Here is a 20,534-nt window from a genome sequence, read left to right as displayed (position 1 = left end):
ATAAGAACGGTTCCTTCAGGAGCCGTTTTTTTTTGCATATCATCTTGACCCTCACGTAACGTAAGGCTCCAGAGTGGGGCAACTGGCAAAGAAAAGGAGCTGCTATGTTGATTCAGGTGGGGGAACTGGCAAAGCGTGCCGGGATCACCGTACGCACGTTACATCACTATGAACAAACAGGGCTGTTGCTGCCTTCTGCCAGAAGCGAGGCAGGTTATCGGCTCTACAATCTGCACGATGTTCAGCGTTTGCATATGATACAGGCGCTGGCAAAAGCGGGGCTGGAACTTGCTGAAATCAGGGACTTTCTGGAAAAGGAGTCACTCTCTCTGGCGGAACTGCTCGACGCACAAATCACGTTGCTGGAAAAACAGGCGCGCAGCATTACAACGCTGCGTGACAGGCTGGTGGATTTGCGTACCGGGCTTACCGCAGATGAAGACCCCGATCTTGAGTTCTGGCTACAGACTCTGGAGTTAATGAACATGTACGATCGCTGGTTTAGCAAAGAAGAGTTGCAACAGTTGCCGTTCGCGATACAGAAAGATGAACTGGGCGTCATTTGGGCAGGGCTGGTTACAGAGGCAAAAGCCCTGCTGGAACAACGCGCCGACGTATCAGACCCACGTGCCATGGATCTGGCCACACGCTGGATGGTGCGCCTGGAGCAAGATACGGCGGGAAAACCGGAGTTTCTCACCCGTCTTAACGAGATGCACAGCGTTGAGCCGCAGATGCGTCAGCAAACGGGGATCACCGCGGAAATGACGGACTACATTACCCGGGCATTCGCGGAAACAAAGCTCGTTATCTGGCAGAACTATCTTTCCCCGGACGAGATGGCATTCACTCGCGCGCACTATTTTGACCGCATGATGGAGTGGCCGCCGCTGGTGGCAAAACTGCACCAGGCGCAGAGCGCGTGCCTGGAACCCTCATCAGAAGCGGCGCAAAAACTGGCAGAGAACTGGCTGGCGCTGTTCCAGTCTTATGCCGGAACTGATCCTGCGACACAGCAAAAGTTTCGCGTAGCGATGCAGCATGAGCCGCACCTGATGAAAGGGACCTGGATGACGCCTGCCGTGCTCGAATGGCTACAGCAGGCGATTGGTTTCATGATGCAAAGACGAATGTCAGTGCAGGGTCGGTGACAGGTCGGCTAACGCGGCGGCACGGTCAGGATAGAAGGCAAGGCGGCCAGGGATCGGCTGCACGCCAGCTCGCGCCATCGTACGCAGCGGCTGGAACTCAAGATTACTTACCCGCAATTCACAGCCTTCCGGCAGGCGTTTCACGAAGCGCTGGAAGGCATCAAGTCCCCCCGCGTCCAGCACCGGCACCGCATCCCATTTCAACACCACAATCCGCTTGCCTGCGATACGTGACTCCAGATCGCTAAACAAACCTTCTGCGGCAGCAAAGAAAAGTGGGCCAATCACGCGCAGCACCAGCACATCGTCCGGGACGTCAACGTTTACCGGGGCCAGACGGGTCATCCGCGCAATGCGACGCATAAACAGCAGGGAAGCCAGCACGATACCTACGCTGATGGCGATAACCATATCGAATAATACAGTCAGCGACATACAGATGAGCATCACGATAATGTCGTCTTTCGGCGCTCGGCGTAACAGGTTCACCACTTTATGCGCCTCGCTCATATTCCAGGCCACCATAAGCAGCAGGGCCGCCATTGCCGAGAGCGGCAGCCAGGAGAGCAGCGGGGCGAGGATCAGCAGGGCGAGGATCACCAGCACGGAGTGAATGACCGCCGAAACAGGAGACGTGGCTCCCGCACGCACGTTAGCCGCAGAGCGAGCGATCGCCGCCGTGGCGGTAATGCCGCCAAAGAACGGGGCAATGATATTCCCCAGTCCCTGGCCCACCAGTTCGCTGTTTGCTTTGTGTTTGGTGCCCGTCATGCCGTCCAGCACCACGGCGCACAGCAGAGACTCAATCGCCCCCAGCATCGCCATAGAAAAGGCGGCAGGAAGCAGGGCTCGCAGAGAATCCCAGCTTAAGGTGAAGCTTGAGCCCGGCATATCCCACGGCAGCACCAGCTGCGGTAACAGCTGTGGGATCCCGCTCCCCTGAGAACCGTTTGCCAGCGTGTAATGGAACTGAGAGCCAATCGTTGCCACATGGCCGCCAAGCATATTGACGATGGCCATCACCGCGCAACCCAGCAGCAGTGCTGGTAAGTGCCCGGGCAGACGAATACCCAGGCGCGGCCAGATAATCAGCGTACCCAGCGTCACCACCCCGATAGCAGCGTCCCCAAGGTTCGCCGTCGGCAGCGCCATAAACAGCGCACCCACTTTTTGCAGGTAGTGTTCAGGAACGTGAGCCATTTGCAGACCGAGGAAATCCTTGATTTGCATTGTCCCGATGGTGATACCAATCCCGGAAGTAAACCCCAGCGTCACGGAAAGGGGTATGTACTCGATCAGGCGGCCAAAACGGGCCAGCCCGAACAAAATCAAAAAGACGCCGGACATCAGGGTCGCAACCAAAAGGCCTGCCAGCCCAAACTGTTGAGAAACCGGATAGAGAATGACCACAAACGCGGCGGTCGGGCCTGACACGCTAAAGCGCGAACCGCCGGTCAGTGCGATGACAATCCCGGCAACGGCCGAGGTATACAGACCGTACTGTGGTGCCACGCCGCTGCCAATAGCCAGCGCCATTGCCAGGGGAATAGCGATGATGCCAACGGTTATCCCGGCAATAACGTCGCGCAAAAAGCGTGACGAGGTGTACTTCTCTTTCCAGCAAGCGTCGATGAGGGCGCGAAAGGGCAGAACATGTGAGGAAGCTACGTTTTTCACAATTATCTATCATCCGTGTGCGCATCATCTGTCATATGAATGGCAGGTGAAGGAGGCATTAGTCATACAAATTAAAACCAGAGACAAAAAAACCCGCCGCAGCGGGTTTTTTGGCCGTGTTCGATTAGTGTTCGAACATTGCAGAGATGGATTCTTCGTTGCTGATACGACGAATCGCTTCGGCCAGCATCCCGGACAAGGTCAAAGTACGCACGTTTGGCAGTGCTTTGATTTCGTCACTCAGTGGGATGGTATCGCACACCACAACTTCGTCGATAACGGAGTTACGGAGGTTGTTCACGGCATTACCGGAGAAGATCGGGTGAGTTGCGTAAGCAAATACGCGCTTAGCACCACGTTCTTTCAGCGCTTCAGCTGCTTTACACAGCGTACCGCCGGTATCGATCATGTCGTCAACCAGCACGCAGTCGCGGCCAGCAACGTCACCGATGATGTGCATCACCTGAGAAACGTTAGCGCGTGGACGACGTTTGTCGATGATCGCCATGTCGGTGTCGTTCAGCAGTTTCGCGATAGCACGAGCACGTACCACACCGCCGATGTCCGGGGAAACCACAATCGGGTTATCCAGATTAAGTTGCAGCATGTCTTCCAGCAGGATTGGGCTGCCGAATACGTTATCAACCGGAACGTCGAAGAAGCCCTGGATCTGCTCTGCGTGCAGGTCAACGGTCAGTACGCGGTCAACGCCTACGCTTGACAGGAAGTCAGCGACAACTTTGGCAGTGATTGGCACACGCGCGGAACGGACGCGACGGTCCTGGCGGGCATAACCAAAGTAAGGGATTACAGCAGTGATACGACCTGCGGAAGCACGGCGCAGGGCGTCGACCATAACAACCAATTCCATCAGGTTGTCGTTCGTTGGAGCACAGGTGGACTGGATGATGAAAATATCACCACCGCGTACATTTTCGTTAATTTGTACGCTGACTTCGCCGTCGCTAAAGCGACCTACGGCGGCGTCGCCGAGGGAAGTGTACAGGCGGTTGGCAATACGTTGTGCTAGTTCCGGGGTGGCGTTACCAGCAAAAAGCTTCATATCAGGCACGAGAAGAACCTCAGGCATGCGTCCAGTGGTGGATAACCTTCGCCAAAAACTGTGCGGGCCAGGCGAACGCTATCCAGGCGTGTATTAAAGAGCGCGATGCAACGTCTGGAACAGGGTGACGTTGTCACCGAAACTCAGTCTGCGCCAGAATGGCTTGCTGTAGGGGGGAGGTGTTCATCCCGCGAGCTACAAAACCATGCAGCCAAACCGGCGCTTGCTCAAGCACCTGACGAGCAGTGGACTCAGTGTCAAATTCAGCAAAGACACAAGCCCCTGTACCAGTCAGGCGCGACGGCGCGTATTCTAACAGCCAGGAAAGCACCTCATCAACCTCGCGAAAACGTTTTCTTGCGATATCCTCGCAATCGTTGCTGAATTCACAATTTAATAACGTTTCTATTGACCGCACCGGGGTATTTCTTTTCAGGTCAGGATCTTTAAAGATGACCGGTGTCGGAATACTGACCCCCGGGTGGGCAACCAGGTACCACTTTTCCGGTGGTTCTGCGGGGGAGAGTATTTCCCCTACGCCTTCGGCAAACGCCGCATGACCACGAACAAACACCGGAACATCCGCGCCCAGCGTTAACCCTAAGGCGGCAAGTTCGTCTTGCGACAGCCCGCATCCCCAAAGATGATTTAGCGCAACCAGCACGGTGGCAGCATTGGATGAACCGCCACCTAAACCGCCGCCCATCGGCAGACGCTTTTCGATGCTGATATCTGCACCGCTTCCGGCAGGCAAACGACCAGAGTCGGCGGCTGCCTTCATCAACAGGCGCGCGGCGCGCACAATCAGGTTGTCTTCGTGCGCCACACCCTCCACTGCAGTGAGCAGGTGAATCTGGCCATCGCGGCGCAGTTCAATCGAAATCGTGTCACCATAATCGATAAACTGAAACAGCGTCTGCAACGTATGATAACCGTCAGCACGCTGCCCGGTGATGTATAAAAACAGGTTCAGCTTTGCGGGTGAGGGCCATTGGGTCATCATTTAATGATCCAGTTGTCCATTTTCAGCTTGATACGCTGGCTACCCTGCGTCAGCTCCATATTGGATGGCAGAGACGGTTTGGTATTGCTGTCGTAGGCGCTGTAAACCACTTTCCAGGTTTTACCGTTTTGAGTGTAGTTGACCTGGCTCAGACGATACTGGTCGTCGAGTGTGTAGTCGGTCGAATCACCCGGCAGGCCCAGGATCCACTGACGCAGGCTGTTCAGCGGTATTGGCATTCCGGTCAGTTTGCCAATCATCTCTTCGGCATCGGTCGCGGTGTAGTGCTGGCCTTTGTTGTCGGTTATCTGCGCTTCACCCGGTTTGGCGATAAGCTCCAGTTCAGTGCTGCCCAGCGGGTTCAACAACAGCAGGCGATAGTTGTCCTGGCCCGTCTGCTGCCAGAAGAAGCGCGCATAAACCTTTTGTTCGTCAGACAGATAAGCAAAGGCACCGCGGGTCTGATACTGGCTCAAATTACGTACGTCCTGCTGGTGCTGACGCCACTGCGGAGAGTCCGGGCTTTTGCCTGGTCCTTTTGGTTGGGTGACGGTACATGCGGTCAGAACCAGTGCCGCCAGCGGCAGAAGGCGAATCAGTCGGGTCATGATAATGACAAATCCTTGAGATACGTTGCAGTTATAACTGTTAATGCTAGCGTCACAGGGTGCCACCGTCTACGTTCAAATTATCTCAAAGCGTTGTATCTACCCTAAATAATGTGAGTTGCTTGACCGGTATAAGCTATTACTCCGAAAGGGTGCAGTCTCTTTTATTGATCTCGCGCATCCTGTATGATGCGACCTGCTAACCTTATTAACGCTGGTACTACTCCCGCTCATATGACCCTTTTAGCACTCGGTATCAACCACAAAACAGCCCCGGTTTCTCTGCGAGAACGCGTAACGTTTTCGCCAGATACGCTCGACCTGGCGCTGGACAGCTTGCTTGCACAGCCAATGGTGCAGGGCGGCGTGGTGTTGTCGACGTGCAACCGTACCGAGCTGTACTTAAGCGTGGAAGAGCAAGACAACCTGCACGAAGCGCTTATCCGTTGGTTATGCGACTACCACAATCTGAACGAAGAAGAGCTGCGTAAAAGTCTTTACTGGCATCAGGACAACGATGCCGTCAGCCATCTTATGCGCGTGGCCAGTGGCCTGGATTCACTGGTGCTGGGCGAACCGCAGATCCTGGGCCAGGTAAAAAAAGCCTTTGCCGATTCACAAAAAGGGCACCTTAAGGCCAGTGAACTGGAGCGTATGTTCCAGAAATCCTTCTCTGTGGCGAAGCGAGTGCGAACCGAAACCGACATTGGTGCCAGTGCGGTTTCTGTTGCTTTCGCAGCCTGTACGCTTGCGCGTCAGATCTTTGAATCGCTCTCCACCGTTACGGTGTTGCTGGTCGGTGCGGGTGAAACCATCGAACTTGTGGCGCGTCATTTGCGCGAACATAAAGTGAAAAAGATGATTATCGCCAACCGTACCCGTGAGCGTGCGCAGGTGCTGGCAGACGAAGTGGGCGCAGAAGTGATTGCGCTCAGCGACATCGATGAACGCCTGAAAGAGGCGGATATCATTATCAGCTCCACCGCCAGCCCGCTGCCGATTATCGGTAAAGGGATGGTAGAACGTGCCCTGAAATCCCGTCGTAATCAGCCAATGCTGCTGGTGGATATCGCCGTTCCGCGCGATGTTGAGCCAGAAGTAAGCAAACTGGCTAACGCCTATCTTTACAGCGTGGATGACCTGCAAAGCATCATTTCGCACAACCTGGCGCAGCGTAAAGCCGCAGCGGTTCAGGCAGAAACGATAGTTGAGCAGGAAACCAGTGAGTTTATGGCCTGGCTGCGCGCGCAAAGCGTCAGCGAGACTATCCGCGAGTATCGCGGGCAGGCAGAACAGGTGCGTGACGATCTGACTGCCAAAGCGCTGGCTGCCCTTGAACAGGGTGGCGACGCACAAGCAATCATGCAGGATCTGGCCTGGAAACTGACCAACCGCCTGATCCATGCACCAACCAAATCTCTTCAGCAGGCAGCCCGAGACGGGGATGACGAACGCCTGACTATTCTGCGCAACAGCCTCGGGCTGGAATAGCGCCACATACCCATTTTCTATTACAAGGTGCACTTACGCCTATGAAGCCTTCTATCGTCGCCAAACTGGAAGCTCTGCACGAGCGCCATGAAGAAGTCCAGGCGCTGCTCGGCGATGCCGGGACCATTGCAGACCAGGACCGTTTTCGCGCGCTGTCGCGCGAGTACGCGCAGTTAAGTGATGTTTCTAAATGCTTTACCGACTGGCGACAGGTCCAGGAAGATATCGAAACCGCGCAGATGATGCTCGACGATCCTGAAATGCGCGAAATGGCGCAGGAAGAGTTACAGGAAGCAAAAACGCGTTCAGAAGAGATGGAGCAACAGCTCCAGGTTCTGCTGCTGCCAAAAGATCCGGACGATGAGCGCAACGCGTTTGTGGAAGTCCGCGCCGGGACCGGCGGTGATGAAGCCGCGCTGTTTGCAGGCGATCTGTTCCGCATGTACAGCCGCTACGCGGAAACCCGCCGCTGGCGTGTCGAAATCATGAGCGCCAACGAAGGCGAACATGGTGGTTTTAAAGAAGTGATCGCCAAAATCAGTGGTGACGGTGTTTACGGTCGTCTGAAATTTGAATCCGGTGGCCACCGCGTCCAGCGTGTTCCCGCCACCGAATCGCAGGGGCGTATCCACACCTCCGCCTGTACGGTTGCGGTGATGCCAGAGCTGCCGGAAGCAGAACTGCCGGACATCAACCCGGGTGACCTGCGTATCGACACCTTCCGTTCTTCTGGTGCGGGTGGTCAGCACGTTAACACCACCGACTCCGCAATTCGTATTACCCACTTGCCAACCGGCATTGTGGTGGAGTGTCAGGACGAACGTTCCCAGCACAAAAACAAAGCCAAAGCGCTTTCCGTGCTCGGCTCGCGCATTCGTGCCGCGGAAGTGGCTAAACGCCAGCAGGCGGAAGCCTCGACCCGTCGTAACCTGCTGGGTAGCGGCGATCGCAGCGATCGTAACCGTACCTATAACTTCCCACAGGGCCGCGTTACCGACCACCGCATCAACCTGACGCTGTACCGTCTGGACGAAGTGATGGAAGGGAAACTCGATATGCTGATTGAGCCTATCGTGCAGGAATACCAGGCCGACCAACTGGCGGCATTGTCCGAGCAGGAATAATGGATTTTCAGCACTGGTTACGTCATGCCGTCAGCGCGCTTTCAGAGAGTGAAAGCCCGAAGCGTGATGCCGAGATATTGCTTGAGTTTGTGACGGGTAAAACCCGCACTTACCTGCTGGCTTTCGGCGAGACGGTGCTCACTGCTGAACAGGAAACACAGCTCGAGGCGCTGCTTTCCCGCCGTAAAACCGGCGAGCCGGTGGCGCATCTGGTGGGTGAGCGCGAATTCTGGTCATTACCGCTGTACGTCTCCGCGGCCACGCTCATCCCGCGCCCTGACACCGAGTGTCTGGTGGAGCAGGCGCTGGCGCGTTTACCGGCAACTCGCTGTAGCATTCTCGATCTTGGCACCGGTACCGGCGCGATTGCGCTGGCGCTTGCCAGCGAACGCCCAGACTGCGACGTAACGGCGGTGGATGTCATGCCTGATGCCGTGGTGCTGGCACTGCGTAATCAGGAACGCCTCGGATTAAGCAACGTGACGGTACTGCAAAGCAGCTGGTTTAGCGCGCTGTCGAACCGTACGTTTGCAATGATAGTCAGCAATCCGCCCTATATCGACGAGCGCGATCCGCATCTGGCGCAGGGTGACGTGCGCTTTGAACCACTGACAGCGCTGGTTGCCGCCAATGAAGGTCTGGCCGACCTGGATCATATTGTGTCGACATCGCGCCAGCATTTGCTGCCGGGTGGATGGCTGTTGGTCGAACACGGCTGGACACAAGGCGAAGCGGTTCGCGCGCTGTTTAGTGCGGCAGGGTACACCGCGGTGGAAACTTGTCGTGACTATGGCGGCAATGACCGCCTGACACTAGGACAGTGGCTATGAGCCTGTTTTACGTTCTCATTACCGCTCACCTGGTGTCGGTGGCACTGACCATCGGGTTTTTCATCGTCCGTTACTGGTGGCGCTACAGCAATAATCCACTGATTGACGCGCGCTGGGTGCGCATTGCGCCGCACTGTATCGATACGGTGCTGTTCCTGTCTGGCGCAGGATTAATGTGGAAGACCGGCTATCTGCCATTTACTGATAAAGGCGCATGGCTGACTGAAAAGCTGTTTGGCGTTATCATCTACATCGTTTTGGGTTTTATCGCGCTTGGGCGTCGTCGTCCGCGCAGCCAGCAGGTGGGGTTTATTGCCTTTCTGCTGGGTCTGGTGGTGCTGTACATCATCATTAAACTCGCCGCCACAAGAATACCGTTACTGGGGTAAGTCATGAGGTCCTTAGCCGATTTCGAATTTAACAAAGTGCCGCTTTGCGATGGGATGGTCCAGATTTCGGAGATGATCCGCGACGACTTTTCGTCACGCTTTGTCTACGATGAGCTGGAAAGCCTGGTTAGCCTGGCGCGAGAAGAGATTAATCAGGCGCGTCCTCAGGACTGGCAATTAGAGAAGCTGGTTGAGCTTTTCTATGGCGAATGGGGCTTTTGCGACACGCGCGGCGTGTACCGTCTTTCTGATGCGTTATGGCTGGATCAGGTTTTAAAAAATCGCCAGGGTAGCGCGGTTGCGCTGGGCGCTATTTTACTGTGGGTTGCCCACCGTCTTGATATTCCACTGGTGCCGGTCATTTTCCCGACGCAGATGATCCTGCGTGCGGAATGGCTGGACGGTGAGATGTGGTTAATTAACCCCTTCAACGGTGACACGCTGGACGAACACACGCTGGATGTCTGGCTGAAAGGTAACATTAGCCCGGTGGCTGAGCTCTTCAACGAAGATCTCGACGAGGCGGATAACTCAGAAGTTATCCGCAAGCTGCTGGATACGCTGAAAGCTGCGCTGATGGAAGAGCGGCAGATGGAGCTGGCGCTGCGTGCCAGTGAAGTGTTGCTGCAATTTAACCCGGAAGATCCGTACGAAATTCGCGACCGTGGTCTTATCTATGCTCAGCTCGACTGCGAGCATGTGGCGCTGAATGATTTGAGTTATTTCGTCGAGCAATGCCCGGAAGATCCGATTAGCGAAATGATTCGTGCGCAGATCAATTCGATCGCGCATAAACAAATTACACTGCATTAAATTTAATTCCGATTCACACCTGAATAAGGCGATCCTATGAAACAAAAAGTGGTTAGCATTGGTGATATCAAGGTAGCAAACGACCTGCCGTTCGTGCTGTTTGGCGGTATGAACGTGCTGGAATCCCGTGATCTCGCGATGCGCATCTGCGAGCACTACGTGACCGTGACCCAGAAGCTGGGCATCCCGTATGTGTTTAAAGCCTCTTTTGACAAAGCCAACCGCTCCTCTATCAACTCTTACCGTGGCCCAGGCCTGGAAGAGGGGATGAAGATTTTTCAGGAGCTGAAACAGACCTTTGGCGTGAAAGTGATCACCGACGTGCATGAAGCCTCTCAGGCGCAGCCAGTGGCTGACGTGGTTGACGTGATTCAGCTTCCGGCCTTCCTGGCGCGCCAGACTGACCTGGTTGCCGCGATGGCGAAAACCGGTGCGGTTATTAACGTGAAGAAACCACAGTTCGTGAGCCCGGGTCAGATGGGTAACATCGTCGATAAGTTTATCGAAGGCGGTAACGACCAAATTATCCTGTGTGACCGTGGCGCAAACTTCGGTTACGACAACCTGGTTGTGGACATGCTGGGCTTCAGCGTGATGAAGAACGTGTCTAACCAGTCTCCGGTTATCTTCGATGTGACCCATGCCCTGCAATGCCGTGACCCGTTTGGTGCCGCGTCTGGCGGTCGTCGTGCGCAAGTTGCCGAGCTGGCGCGTGCCGGTATGGCGACTGGCCTGGCTGGCCTGTTCATTGAAGCGCACCCGGATCCGGCTAACGCGAAATGCGACGGCCCATCTGCGCTGCCACTGGATAAGCTGGAGCCGTTCCTGAAACAGATTAAAGCGATTGACGATCTGGTGAAAAGCTTCGACGAGCTGGATACCAGCAACTAATAAAAAACCCGCTTCGGCGGGTTTTTTTATGGGGCATATTGCCGGGTGGCGTGTAGGCCCTGCAAGCGAAGCGTCGCTGGGCAAAAAAACTACGCAAATATCGTCATCAGATACGCAATAAACAACGCCATATGCGCCGCACCGTTAAGCACGTTAGTGCGCCCGGTTGAGAACGAGATATGGCACAACACCAGCGACGCCACCATCACAATCATCTCTGGCGCGCCCAGCGCAAAGTGCAGTTCGTTACCCGTCATAAAGGCAATCAGCGTCACCACCGGTACGGTAAGTGAAATCGTCGCCAGCACGGAACCAAAGAACAGGTTCATTGCACGCTGTACCTGATTGTTCAGCACCGCCCTCAGCGCCCCAAGGCCTTCCGGTGAAAGGATAAGCAGCGCGACCAGGAAACCGGTAAACGCCACCGGCGCGTTCAGTTCGGTCAGCAGCGTCTCCAGCGGGTTAGCGTTCATCTTGGTCACCGCGATAACCGCAATAAGATGTACGATCAGCCAGACGGTATGCCACACACTGCTATGCGCAGACGGTTTACCGTGATGCGGGTCGTCATCGTCGCTGTCATCTTCGTGCTCATAGACAAACAGGCTCTGGTGCGTTTTGGTCTGAATCAGCAGGAATACGCCGTACATGGCCGCGGAAATCAGCGCAACCAGCAGTGCCTGGCCGGTGGTGAAGTTTGCGCCCGGCAGCGCCATCGGGAACACCAGTACGATAATCGCCAGCGGAAACAGGGCAATCAGGTACTGCTTAATGCCGAACAGGTTCATATATTGGGTGGCGAATTTACGCCCGCCCAGCAACAGGGAAAAACCAACCAGGCCGCCCGTTACAATCATAATGATGGAATAGAGCGTGTCGCGCATCAGCGTTGGCGCGGCGTCACCGGTTGCCATCAGGGCAGAAATAAGGCTGACCTCAAGAATAACGACGGAAAGGCTTAATATTAAGGATCCGTACGGCTCGCCCAGACGGTGAGCTAATACATCAGCGTGGCGAACAACGCTGAATGCACTGGATAAAATACCAATAAGTGCAAGAATATTGATACCAACGACCACTGGCAGTGACTGACTGCTTCCCCAGAAGAGCAGCACAGCCAGCGCCAGAACCGGGAAAATGAGTGATGTCTCCTTGTGGCGGGTTTTCACCGCCTCATGTGTTGCTGTCATGTTCTTCTCCCTCAATGCAGGTGCTTGTAATTATAGATAGAAAATTTGAGGTCATTAAACTAACAGATAACGATTTAAATCCAGTTATCTTTTACTTAATTTTACTGTATTGCCATTATTTTTATCGAATTATCTGTAATGACGTGTTTTTGCTAAATAAAACATAAATAACAAAGCATTATGAATGGAAGTTTTGCACTCTCGTAATGAGAAGGCATGTGGGCGAAATCACCAAAATATCAGAGCAGCTATCGCCTGGTGAGTCTATTGCAGGCAAATGATTAGCCTCCTGCATTTTGACTTTTCAGGCGGTTGAACTTTCGTTGTATTGCAACTGGCCCATGAATTGCTTATCGTTAATCAACTGCTGGCAAAATGACCAGCACATAATGCCGGGAAGGCGAATTACAGATGTCGCAAGGAAGCATGCAGTGGCGGAGGTGTAAAGTGTTAACGCGTGATTTCTTAATGAAGGCAGATTGTAAGACGGCATTTGGTGCTATTGAGGAATCGCTTCTCTGGTCGGCTGAACAACGTGCGGCATCGCTTGCTGCAACGCTTTCCTGCCGCCCGGATGATGGCCCGGTATGGATTTTTGGCTACGGCTCCCTGATGTGGAACCCGGCGCTTGAATTTGTAGAATCAGCGACAGGGACACTCCCTGGCTGGCATCGTGCATTTTGTTTGCGTTTGACCGCCGGGCGGGGCAGTGCATGTCAGCCTGGACGGATGCTTGCACTGAAAGAGGGCGGACGCACCACGGGCGTGGCATACCGGTTGCCGGATGCATCCCTGGAAGACGAGCTGACGTTGCTCTGGAAGCGCGAAATGATCACTGGTTGCTATATGCCGAGCTGGTGCAAGCTTGAACTCGACGACGGTCGTACCGTCAATGCGCTGGTGTTTATTATGGACCCGCGCCATCCCCTGTACGAAGCTGATACCCGTACGCAAGTTATTGCCCCGTTGATTGCCGCTGCCAGTGGGCCGCTTGGCACCAACGCCCAGTATCTCTTTTCACTGGATCAAGAGCTGACTCGCCTTGGCATGAAGGACGATTGCCTGAATGAGCTGGTGACGAAGGTGAAAGCGTTACTGGAAGGGAACCTGCTGAATAACCCGTTGCGCCCGGGTTTTGCCTGATAAAACGCCCGGTTGCCAGATGGCAAACCGGGCGTTCATTTATTACGCGGCAACGTAGCTTACGGAATGCTCAAGAGACTGACTGTGGCTGTCAATCAGCACATCCCAGGTGCCGGTGTAGGGCACGGTCAGCCACGCTTTATCATCCTGCACGGTCAGAATATCGGCCTGCGATTGCTTTTGCTCTTTAGAACTCATCAGATGAATGCGGCAACGCTCTGAGCAACGCACCACAACAGTATCCCCGCCAAACAGTTTCAAACTTGTTTTTACCAGTGCCATTTTTAAACCCCGTAGTCTTAAACAACGCTCTCCTTGCAGCCAATCCTGAGCGTGATGTTGTTCACAATTCACTCATTGCATAACACCAAAGGGGAGGGTACGGGATGCTGATTTTGATCAAAAAAAGGCATAACGATTAAACAAAAATGACAAAACACCTGAAAGCTTTCAGCCTGCGGGCATTTAACCAGGTAAATGCCCGCGGGTGGAACATTAAATGCGGAAATGACCCGCCGTTTCAGCAAGGTCGCCCGCCTGGCTTTGCAATGCACTGGCCGCAGCGGCTGATTGTACAACCAGTTCGGCGTTTTGTTGCACCATACGATCGAGATGTGTTACTGCGTGGTTAATCTCATGAATACCTTTCATCTGCTCGCTGGTTGCAATAGAGATTTCACGCATAATCCCCGACACGTTACCGATGCTGGAGCGGATTTCATCCATGCTTTCACCGGCCAGATGCACATAGCGGGAGCCCGTTGCCACGCTGTTGGTGGTGGAGTCAATCAGGGATTTGATCTCTTTCGCGGCCTGAGCGCTGCGGCTGGCAAGGTTACGCACCTCGCCGGCTACCACGGCAAACCCGCGCCCCTGTTCCCCCGCACGGGCGGCTTCTACCGAGGCGTTTAGCGCCAGAATATTCGTCTGGAAGGCAATGCCGTCAATCACGCTGGTGATATCGCCAATTTTTGCCGACGCCACTTCGATTGACTGCATGGTGCTGATGGCCTGAGACACCACGTCACCCCCGCGAGAGGCGGCAGCCGAGGCTTTGCTTGCCTGGTCGTTGGCTTCCGCAGCGGATTCATTCGACTGGGTAACGGATGCGGTGATCTCCTCAACGGCGCTGGCGGTTTCGCGCAGGCTGGATGCCGCCTGTTCGGTTCGCCCGGAAAGGTCGTGGTTGCCTGCGGCAATTTCCTGGGCCGCATTTTTCACCGAGGCGCTGGCATCACGTAACTGCGCCATCACCACCGACAACTTATCGCTGAAGGCGTTAAACGCCTGCGCAATTTGCGCTACTTCATCATCGCCACTATCTGGCAGACGCTGTGACAGGTCGTTAGTGCCGTTAGCAATGTTGTGCATGGCATCGCGAATATCAGACAGGCGCTTCAGCAGACGGGCAATCAGGAAGTGGACAATGGCACCGCTCAGCAGAGCAAGGATCACCAGCGACAGCGCAGAAGCCTTGAGCAAGGCACGCATCCCGGAGGTGGCGTCGTTGTTGTCGAGCGCGACAATGAGCATCCAGTGCGTCCCGTTAACCGGCGTCGCCACAAAGGTCTTTTCTGCGCCATTAAAGGTGCCGTCAAGCGGGTTGCCGTTTTTCAGCGAAGCAAAATCAACGCCTTTGATGGTTTCAGCGAAGGGTTTCAGAGTCAGGGCCGGATCGTTGGCGGCAATAACGGTGCCGTCGCTGTCAACCAGCAGCCCGCTGCTCGCCGGTGTAGGGTGAATGCCGCGCACGTTAGACACCACGCTATCCATCGCCACATCACCCGCAACAACGGCCTTCAGCGTCCCGCTGTCTTTAACCGGTACGGCAAAGGTCACCACCAGCTTCCCGGTGCCTGCGTCAACGTAAGGCGCGGTCACCACCGGCGCATCGGTGCTGACCACCTGCTGATACCACGGACGCACGGTAGGATCGTAATCCGCAGGCACACCCGCAGGATCAGAGAATTTCGCCGTCTTGCTGGCGTAACCCACATAAACGTTGGTGAACCCGCCAGCCTGCGCCAGCTGTTTGAATACCGGCACCGGGTCATCGCTCAGGGCAACCGATTGTGCGGAAGAAATAACCGTCATTTTGCTGTTTACCCAGTCAGCAATGGCCATGTTATGACTGGCGCTGGTGCTGCTCAGAATATCGCGCTGCGACTGCTGGTTATCCTGACGGGTAACCTGGAAGTTAATAACGGTGTTAAGAATGAGTGCGACGATCAGACAACCTGTCGTCGCGGCAATGATGCGTGCACGAATGGACCTGAACATAAGTGAAATACCTGCTGTGTTGTTTCCATGCCTATCGGCAACCTTGCAGGTAAACTTGATGCTGAAACCGCGTCCATAAGAAAATAATATTTTTACGGGTTTATTATTAAAACGTTAATACTTTATCGGCGGTCAGTGTCCACTGCGCCAGCTCAATCAGTGTCCCAATCTCCACCCCGTCAATCAGCGGCAGGGCAGTAATTCCCCGCCCGTCGGTGCAGGTCTTGCACAGCTTCACCGGGACGTTTTGCGCCGTCAGGATCTCCAGCATCTGCTGAATGTTGTAGCCCTCGGCGGGTTTTTGTCCCTTCAGCCCGGCAGTCACAGCATCCGACATCAAAAAGAGACGTAACTGAAGCTCGCTGTCCTGATCGCGCAGGGCAATGGCCAGACGCAGGCTGTTGAAAAGAGATTCACTTCCGTATGCCGCACCGTTAGCGACGATCACAATCTTCTGCATGTTGACTCCTGTTATTTGAAAAGGCACGAATTTTGCTTATTTCTCTGTATAGAACCTATCCGGGAGAATAAGTATGACGTTAATGGCTGGCAGTTCGCCCGGCGCAACCGAATGGTTTCAGCGTGCAAAACAGTTGCGTCAGTTGCAACTCAACAAGCTCGCACAACTGGGCGAGCTGGTGAACGGCATCAGCCAGCTGGTGCATATGCTTCAGTGCGAGCGCGGTGCGTCAAACGTCTGGCTCTGCTCGCAGGGGCAGCTCTATGCCCCCGAATGCAAGGCCAGCCGGGCGCTGGTAGACGAAAACCTTACCGCACTTCACCGGATGCTTAACGAACAATCCCCGATGCCGGGCAGCGCCGTGTGCGAACGCATCGCCAGCGCGTTGTTAAGCCTGGAAGGTCTCATCGCCCTGCGTGACGGGGTGAGCGCACAACACATTGCAGCGCCGATGGCGATGGAGCATTACAGCCGGATGCTGCGCCAGCTGCTCAGTATTGTACCGCAACTGAATGACAGTATTGATGATCCGCAAATCGCCGGGCGATTTGTCGCGCTCTATAGCCTGATGCAGGGCAAAGAGCTGGTGGGGCAAGAGCGGGCATTAGGGGCGATTGGCTTCACGCAGGGATTTTTTAGCGATGAGACTCGTCAAAAGCTGGTCGACCGTATTGATGGCCAGCAGGCCTGTTTTGAGGTCTTTTTGTCGCGCAGCGGCGATGACATCCGCCAGACATTTACCCTCAACTGCCAGCCGTGTCTGGAAACAGAACAGCTGCGGCGCGTGGCCTGCACGCGCCAACCTGCGGAAGATAATGGCCAGACGGCCCTCAACTGGTTTGCCCTGCAAACGGCGCGTCTTGAGCACCTGCGCACGCTGGAAGAGATGGTTATCGCCGACCTGATGGTCGCCGTGGATGCACGTATTCACAGTGACGATGAGATAACCCTCGCCGGGGATGAACACGACGATCCCCTTGCGTGTTACCCGGACAAACCCTTGCTGCCTCTGGTACGCCAGCAGGCGCGGGAAATAGAGCTACTGTCCCGCCAGCTGGCATCGCTTCGCGACACGCTGGAAGAGCGTAAAACCATTGATAAAGCCAAAAGCGTATTGATGAGCCACCAGAATATGAATGAAGAACAGGCATGGTATGCCCTGCGCAAAATGGCGATGGACAAGAATCAGCGCATGGTGGATATCGCCCGCGCGCTGCTCACCGTGAAGACTTTATGGCAGATAACACCAAAGGAGTAGTTGCACAATCAGTGGGCATTTTGTGCCTGATTGAGGTGCGTAAAGTTGCCGTAAACCCGACGAAGAGTAGAAAAACAGGGGCTTAAAAGCTGGCATCGACTTTGCATTAACTAATTAACCATTTTTGACGATGCGCCAACGGCGGTGCAATCGTCTGCGGGATAAAGGCGTCCAGCGGTGCTTCGGCACTGTAGGGCGCTTTTTTTTGTCTTTTTTTCAGGAGTGGGTCATGGCGGATTTGTCGAGACGGCGGTTTTTGCAGGCCAGCATGTTGGCGAGTGGCGCAATGTTGTTACCGGGCGTTATGCAGGCTGCATGGGCCGCAGGTTCGGATAAACCAGAACAGGACACAGTGCGCATCGGGTTTATCCCTCTGACCGATTGCGCCCCGGTGGTGATCGCGGCGCTGAAAGGGTTTGATAAAAAATATGGCATCACCATTGTGCCCACCAAAGAGGCGAGCTGGGCTGCGGTGCGTGACAAGCTGGTTGCCGGTGAACTGGACGCGGCACACATTCTCTACGGCCTGCTGTACGGGCTGGAGCTGGGCATCGCCGGTAAGCCGCAGCAGATGGCAAACCTGATGACCCTCAACCATAACGGCCAGGCGATTACACTTTCAGCCGATCTGGCGGAGAAGGGCGTGCGCGATCTCGACGGGCTGAAAAAGCTGGTCGGGCAGCAGGCCCCGGGCACTTACACCTTTGCGCACACTTTCCCGACCGGGACGCACGCCATGTGGTTGTACTACTGGCTTGCCAGTGCGGGCATTAATCCATTCGACGATGTGCGCACCGTGGTGGTACCGCCACCGCAAATGGTGATGAACATGCGTATTGGCAACATGGTCGGCTTTTGTGTGGGGGAACCGTGGAATGCGCGCGCCATTAACGACCGCATCGGTTTTACCGCCGCAACGTCACAGTCCATCTGGCCGGAACATCCTGAAAAGATCCTCGGCACACGGCGGGAATGGGTAGAGAAGAACCCCAATACCGCCCGTGCGCTGGTGAGTGCCGTGCTGGAAGCGTCTCGCTGGATAGATGCCTCACCAGAAAACAAACGCGAAACCGCGCAGATCCTCTCGCGTCGGGCGTGGCTTAACACCAAAGAGCAGTACCTCACCGGGAGAATGCTTGGCGAATACGACAACGGAATTGGCAAGCGCTGGCAGGACGCCAACCCCATCCGCTTCTTTAACGACGGGGCGGTCAGCTATCCGTATCTGTCAGACGGCATGTGGTTCCTGACTCAGTTCCGCCGATGGGGATTACTCAAAAGCGCACCGGACTACGCGGCCATTGCCGCACGCATTAATCAGACCTCGGTCTGGCAGGACGCCGCCACGGCAGTGGGCGGGATCTCTGCGCCATCATCACCTGTTCGTAGCAGCACCCTGATGGACGGCACCGTCTGGAACGGTACCGACCCGGAAGGTTACGCAAACCGCTTCGCCATTCATCGTAAAGGGGCCTGATTATGAAGCATCTGCAAAACACCAGACATGTTGAAGAAAAGCCACTGAGTGGGGAAGTGATCACCCTGCCGCCTGTTCAGGTTCGCCGCCGCGCTCCGGCACTGGCCCGCAAGGTCAATGCACTGTTACAACGCATTATTCCTGCATTTCTGGGGCTGGGGTTGCTGGTGGTGCTCTGGCAACTGGCGGCAATTAGCAGCAAAGGTTTCCCGACGCCGCTCAGCACTCTGGATTCCGCGCTAACGCTGTTTGCCGATCCGTTTTACCGCGACGGGCCAAACGACATGGGGATTGGCTGGAACGTGTTGGCCTCGTTACAACGCGTGGCGGTGGGCTTTGGCCTGGCGGCGCTGGCGGGTATTCCGCTGGGCTTCCTGATTGGCCGTTTCACCTTTATCTCGCGCATGTTTACGCCGCTGATTGCGTTACTGCGCCCGGTCAGCCCGCTGGCGTGGCTGCCTATCGGATTGCTGTTGTTCCAGAAAGCGGAGCCTGCCTCTAGCTGGACCATTTTTATCTGCTCTATCTGGCCGATGGTCATTAACACCGCCGAGGGCGTACGCCGAATTCCGCAGGACTACCTCAACGTCGCCCGCGTATTGCAGCTTTCCGAGTGGACCATCATGCGCAAAATTCTGTTCCCGGCGGTATTACCCGCCGTGCTGACCGGGGTGCGTCTCTCCATCGGGATCGCCTGGCTGGTGATTGTCGCCGCCGAAATGCTCACCGGGGGGCTGGGGATCGGTTTCTGGATCTGGAATGAGTGGAACAACCTCAACGTCGAAAACATTCTCATCGCCATTGTGATCATTGGCGTGGTCGGGTTGCTGCTGGAGCAGGGGTTGATGCTGATCGCCCGCCGCTTTAGCTGGCAGGAAAAATAAGGAGTGACTATGAAACCGTTAATTCAGGTACAGGCCGTGAGCCAGCGTTTTTCCACCGCCAGCGGTGAGTTCCTGGCGCTGCAAAATGTCTCTTTCGATATTCACGAGGGCGAAACCGTGAGCCTGATTGGCCACTCCGGCTGCGGTAAGTCGACGCTGCTGAACCTTATCGCCGGGATCACGCTGCCGACAGAAGGCGGGTTGATTTGTGATAACCGCGAAATTGCTGGCCCCGGGCCGGAGCGCGCGGTGGTCTTCCAGAACCACTCTCTGTTGCCGTGGCTGACCTGCTTCGACAATGTGGCGCTGGCGGTGGATCAGGTGTTTCGCCGCACCATGAGTAAGGCGGAGCGTAAAGAGTGGATTGAGCACAACCTTGATCGCGTACAGATGGGCCATGCCCTGCACAAGCGCCCGGGGGAGATCTCCGGTGGCATGAAACAGCGCGTCGGTATCGCCCGCGCGCTGGCGATGAAGCCGAAAGTCCTGCTGATGGACGAGCCGTTCGGCGCGCTGGATGCGCTAACGCGCGCCCATCTTCAGGACTCGGTGATGCAAATCCAGCAGGCGCTGAACACCACCATTGTGCTGATTACGCATGACGTGGACGAGGCGGTGTTGCTGTCTGACCGCGTATTGATGATGACCAACGGCCCGGCGGCCACCGTCGGGGAGATCCTCAACGTTGATCTGCCGCGCCCGCGTAACCGGGTACAGCTTGCTGACGACAGCCGCTATCACCACATGCGCCAGCAGATCCTGCATTTCCTCTACGAAAAACAGCCGAAAGCGGCGTAACGAG

The 20,534-nt window shown here is 55.4% G+C and carries 20 protein-coding genes; 12 read left to right on the top strand and 8 right to left on the bottom strand.

Features of this window, described 5'->3' with window-relative positions:
- The first annotated feature begins 104 nt into the window (after positions 1-104).
- Entirely contained in the window at positions 105-1,151 is a 1,047-nt protein-coding gene (locus tag ACT9TW_RS18740; protein ID WP_446493349.1) for a MerR family transcriptional regulator, read from the top strand.
- Here ACT9TW_RS18740 and dauA read toward each other — a convergent pair.
- The 4 genes from dauA to lolB form a co-directional block, all read right to left on the bottom strand.
- Positions 1,134-2,828 carry a C4-dicarboxylic acid transporter DauA gene (gene dauA / locus ACT9TW_RS18735; RefSeq protein WP_446493348.1) on the bottom strand — a complete coding sequence of 565 codons (1,695 nt, stop codon included), beginning with the start codon at positions 2,826-2,828 and terminating at the stop codon, positions 1,134-1,136. The genes ACT9TW_RS18740 and dauA overlap by 18 nt on opposite strands.
- A gap of 124 nt (positions 2,829-2,952) precedes the next feature.
- On the bottom strand, positions 2,953-3,900 hold the full coding sequence (gene prs, locus ACT9TW_RS18730) for a ribose-phosphate diphosphokinase (RefSeq protein ID WP_003856663.1): 948 nt from the start codon (positions 3,898-3,900) through the stop codon (positions 2,953-2,955).
- Positions 3,901-4,024: 124 nt separating this feature from the next.
- Entirely contained in the window at positions 4,025-4,894 is an 870-nt protein-coding gene (gene ispE, locus ACT9TW_RS18725) for a 4-(cytidine 5'-diphospho)-2-C-methyl-D-erythritol kinase (protein WP_182061374.1), read from the bottom strand.
- Positions 4,891-5,502: a lipoprotein insertase outer membrane protein LolB gene (gene lolB, locus ACT9TW_RS18720; protein WP_446493347.1), complete on the bottom strand. Its 612-nt coding sequence runs from the start codon at positions 5,500-5,502 to the stop codon at positions 4,891-4,893. Before lolB ends, ispE begins: the two co-directional genes overlap by 4 nt.
- Before the next feature lie 234 nt (positions 5,503-5,736).
- On the opposite strand from lolB, the gene hemA reads away from it, so the two are divergent.
- From hemA to kdsA, 6 genes are read left to right on the top strand one after another with little or no spacing between them, the layout of a single operon-like run.
- Entirely contained in the window at positions 5,737-6,993 is a 1,257-nt protein-coding gene (gene hemA / locus ACT9TW_RS18715) for a glutamyl-tRNA reductase (protein WP_166715684.1), read from the top strand.
- A 41-nt stretch (positions 6,994-7,034) separates the two neighbouring features.
- A complete protein-coding gene (prfA, locus tag ACT9TW_RS18710; protein ID WP_182061372.1) occupies positions 7,035-8,117 on the top strand; it encodes a peptide chain release factor 1 in 1,083 nt (360 codons plus the stop codon).
- Complete coding sequence (gene prmC / locus ACT9TW_RS18705) at positions 8,117-8,947, top strand: peptide chain release factor N(5)-glutamine methyltransferase (RefSeq protein ID WP_446493346.1); 831 nt, start codon at positions 8,117-8,119, stop codon at positions 8,945-8,947. The genes prfA and prmC overlap by 1 nt, the downstream gene beginning before the upstream one ends.
- Positions 8,944-9,336: an invasion regulator SirB2 gene (gene sirB2, locus ACT9TW_RS18700; protein ID WP_446493345.1), complete on the top strand. Its 393-nt coding sequence runs from the start codon at positions 8,944-8,946 to the stop codon at positions 9,334-9,336. The genes prmC and sirB2 overlap by 4 nt, the downstream gene beginning before the upstream one ends.
- A 3-nt stretch (positions 9,337-9,339) precedes the next feature.
- Entirely contained in the window at positions 9,340-10,149 is an 810-nt protein-coding gene (sirB1, locus tag ACT9TW_RS18695) for an invasion regulator SirB1 (RefSeq protein ID WP_182061369.1), read from the top strand.
- 36 nt (positions 10,150-10,185) lie between these two features.
- Positions 10,186-11,040: a 3-deoxy-8-phosphooctulonate synthase gene (gene kdsA, locus ACT9TW_RS18690; RefSeq protein ID WP_446493344.1), complete on the top strand. Its 855-nt coding sequence runs from the start codon at positions 10,186-10,188 to the stop codon at positions 11,038-11,040.
- Positions 11,041-11,129: 89 nt separating this feature from the next.
- Here the strand turns inward: kdsA and chaA are convergent, their stop codons facing one another.
- On the bottom strand, positions 11,130-12,230 hold the full coding sequence (gene chaA, locus ACT9TW_RS18685) for a sodium-potassium/proton antiporter ChaA (protein ID WP_446493343.1): 1,101 nt from the start codon (positions 12,228-12,230) through the stop codon (positions 11,130-11,132).
- Positions 12,231-12,677: 447 nt separating this feature from the next.
- Between chaA and ACT9TW_RS18680 the strand changes: the two genes are divergently transcribed.
- Positions 12,678-13,373, top strand: coding sequence for a gamma-glutamylcyclotransferase (locus ACT9TW_RS18680; RefSeq protein ID WP_182061367.1), 696 nt, complete (start codon positions 12,678-12,680; stop codon positions 13,371-13,373).
- Positions 13,374-13,415: 42 nt separating this feature from the next.
- Here ACT9TW_RS18680 and ACT9TW_RS18675 read toward each other — a convergent pair whose 3' ends face one another.
- From ACT9TW_RS18675 to ACT9TW_RS18665, 3 genes are all read right to left on the bottom strand, one after another.
- A complete protein-coding gene (locus ACT9TW_RS18675) occupies positions 13,416-13,655 on the bottom strand; it encodes a DUF1883 domain-containing protein (protein ID WP_182061366.1) in 240 nt (79 codons plus the stop codon).
- Between the two features lie 213 nt (positions 13,656-13,868).
- Positions 13,869-15,653 (bottom strand): methyl-accepting chemotaxis protein, encoded by a 1,785-nt coding sequence (locus tag ACT9TW_RS18670; protein ID WP_446493342.1) that lies wholly within the window; start codon positions 15,651-15,653, stop codon positions 13,869-13,871.
- Between the two features lie 106 nt (positions 15,654-15,759).
- Complete coding sequence (locus ACT9TW_RS18665) at positions 15,760-16,113, bottom strand: DsrE/DsrF/TusD sulfur relay family protein (RefSeq protein WP_182061364.1); 354 nt, start codon at positions 16,111-16,113, stop codon at positions 15,760-15,762.
- Positions 16,114-16,186: 73 nt separating this feature from the next.
- Here ACT9TW_RS18665 and nasR point away from each other — a divergent pair, with 73 nt between their 5' ends.
- From nasR to ACT9TW_RS18645, 4 genes are all read left to right on the top strand, one after another.
- Entirely contained in the window at positions 16,187-17,371 is a 1,185-nt protein-coding gene (nasR, locus tag ACT9TW_RS18660) for a nitrate regulatory protein NasR (protein ID WP_446493341.1), read from the top strand.
- Between the two features lie 229 nt (positions 17,372-17,600).
- Positions 17,601-18,848 (top strand): CmpA/NrtA family ABC transporter substrate-binding protein, encoded by a 1,248-nt coding sequence (locus tag ACT9TW_RS18655; RefSeq protein ID WP_446493340.1) that lies wholly within the window; start codon positions 17,601-17,603, stop codon positions 18,846-18,848.
- A 2-nt stretch (positions 18,849-18,850) separates the two neighbouring features.
- Positions 18,851-19,732: a nitrate ABC transporter permease gene (ntrB, locus tag ACT9TW_RS18650; RefSeq protein WP_446493339.1), complete on the top strand. Its 882-nt coding sequence runs from the start codon at positions 18,851-18,853 to the stop codon at positions 19,730-19,732.
- Between the two features lie 9 nt (positions 19,733-19,741).
- Positions 19,742-20,530 (top strand): ABC transporter ATP-binding protein, encoded by a 789-nt coding sequence (locus ACT9TW_RS18645; protein WP_182061360.1) that lies wholly within the window; start codon positions 19,742-19,744, stop codon positions 20,528-20,530.
- Positions 20,531-20,534: the final 4 nt, after the last annotated feature.

Source organism: Enterobacter sp. C4G1 (assembly GCF_052886895.1).
The sequence above is the reverse complement of the archived record's forward strand: the minus strand, read 5'-3'. Positions and strand labels throughout refer to the sequence as shown.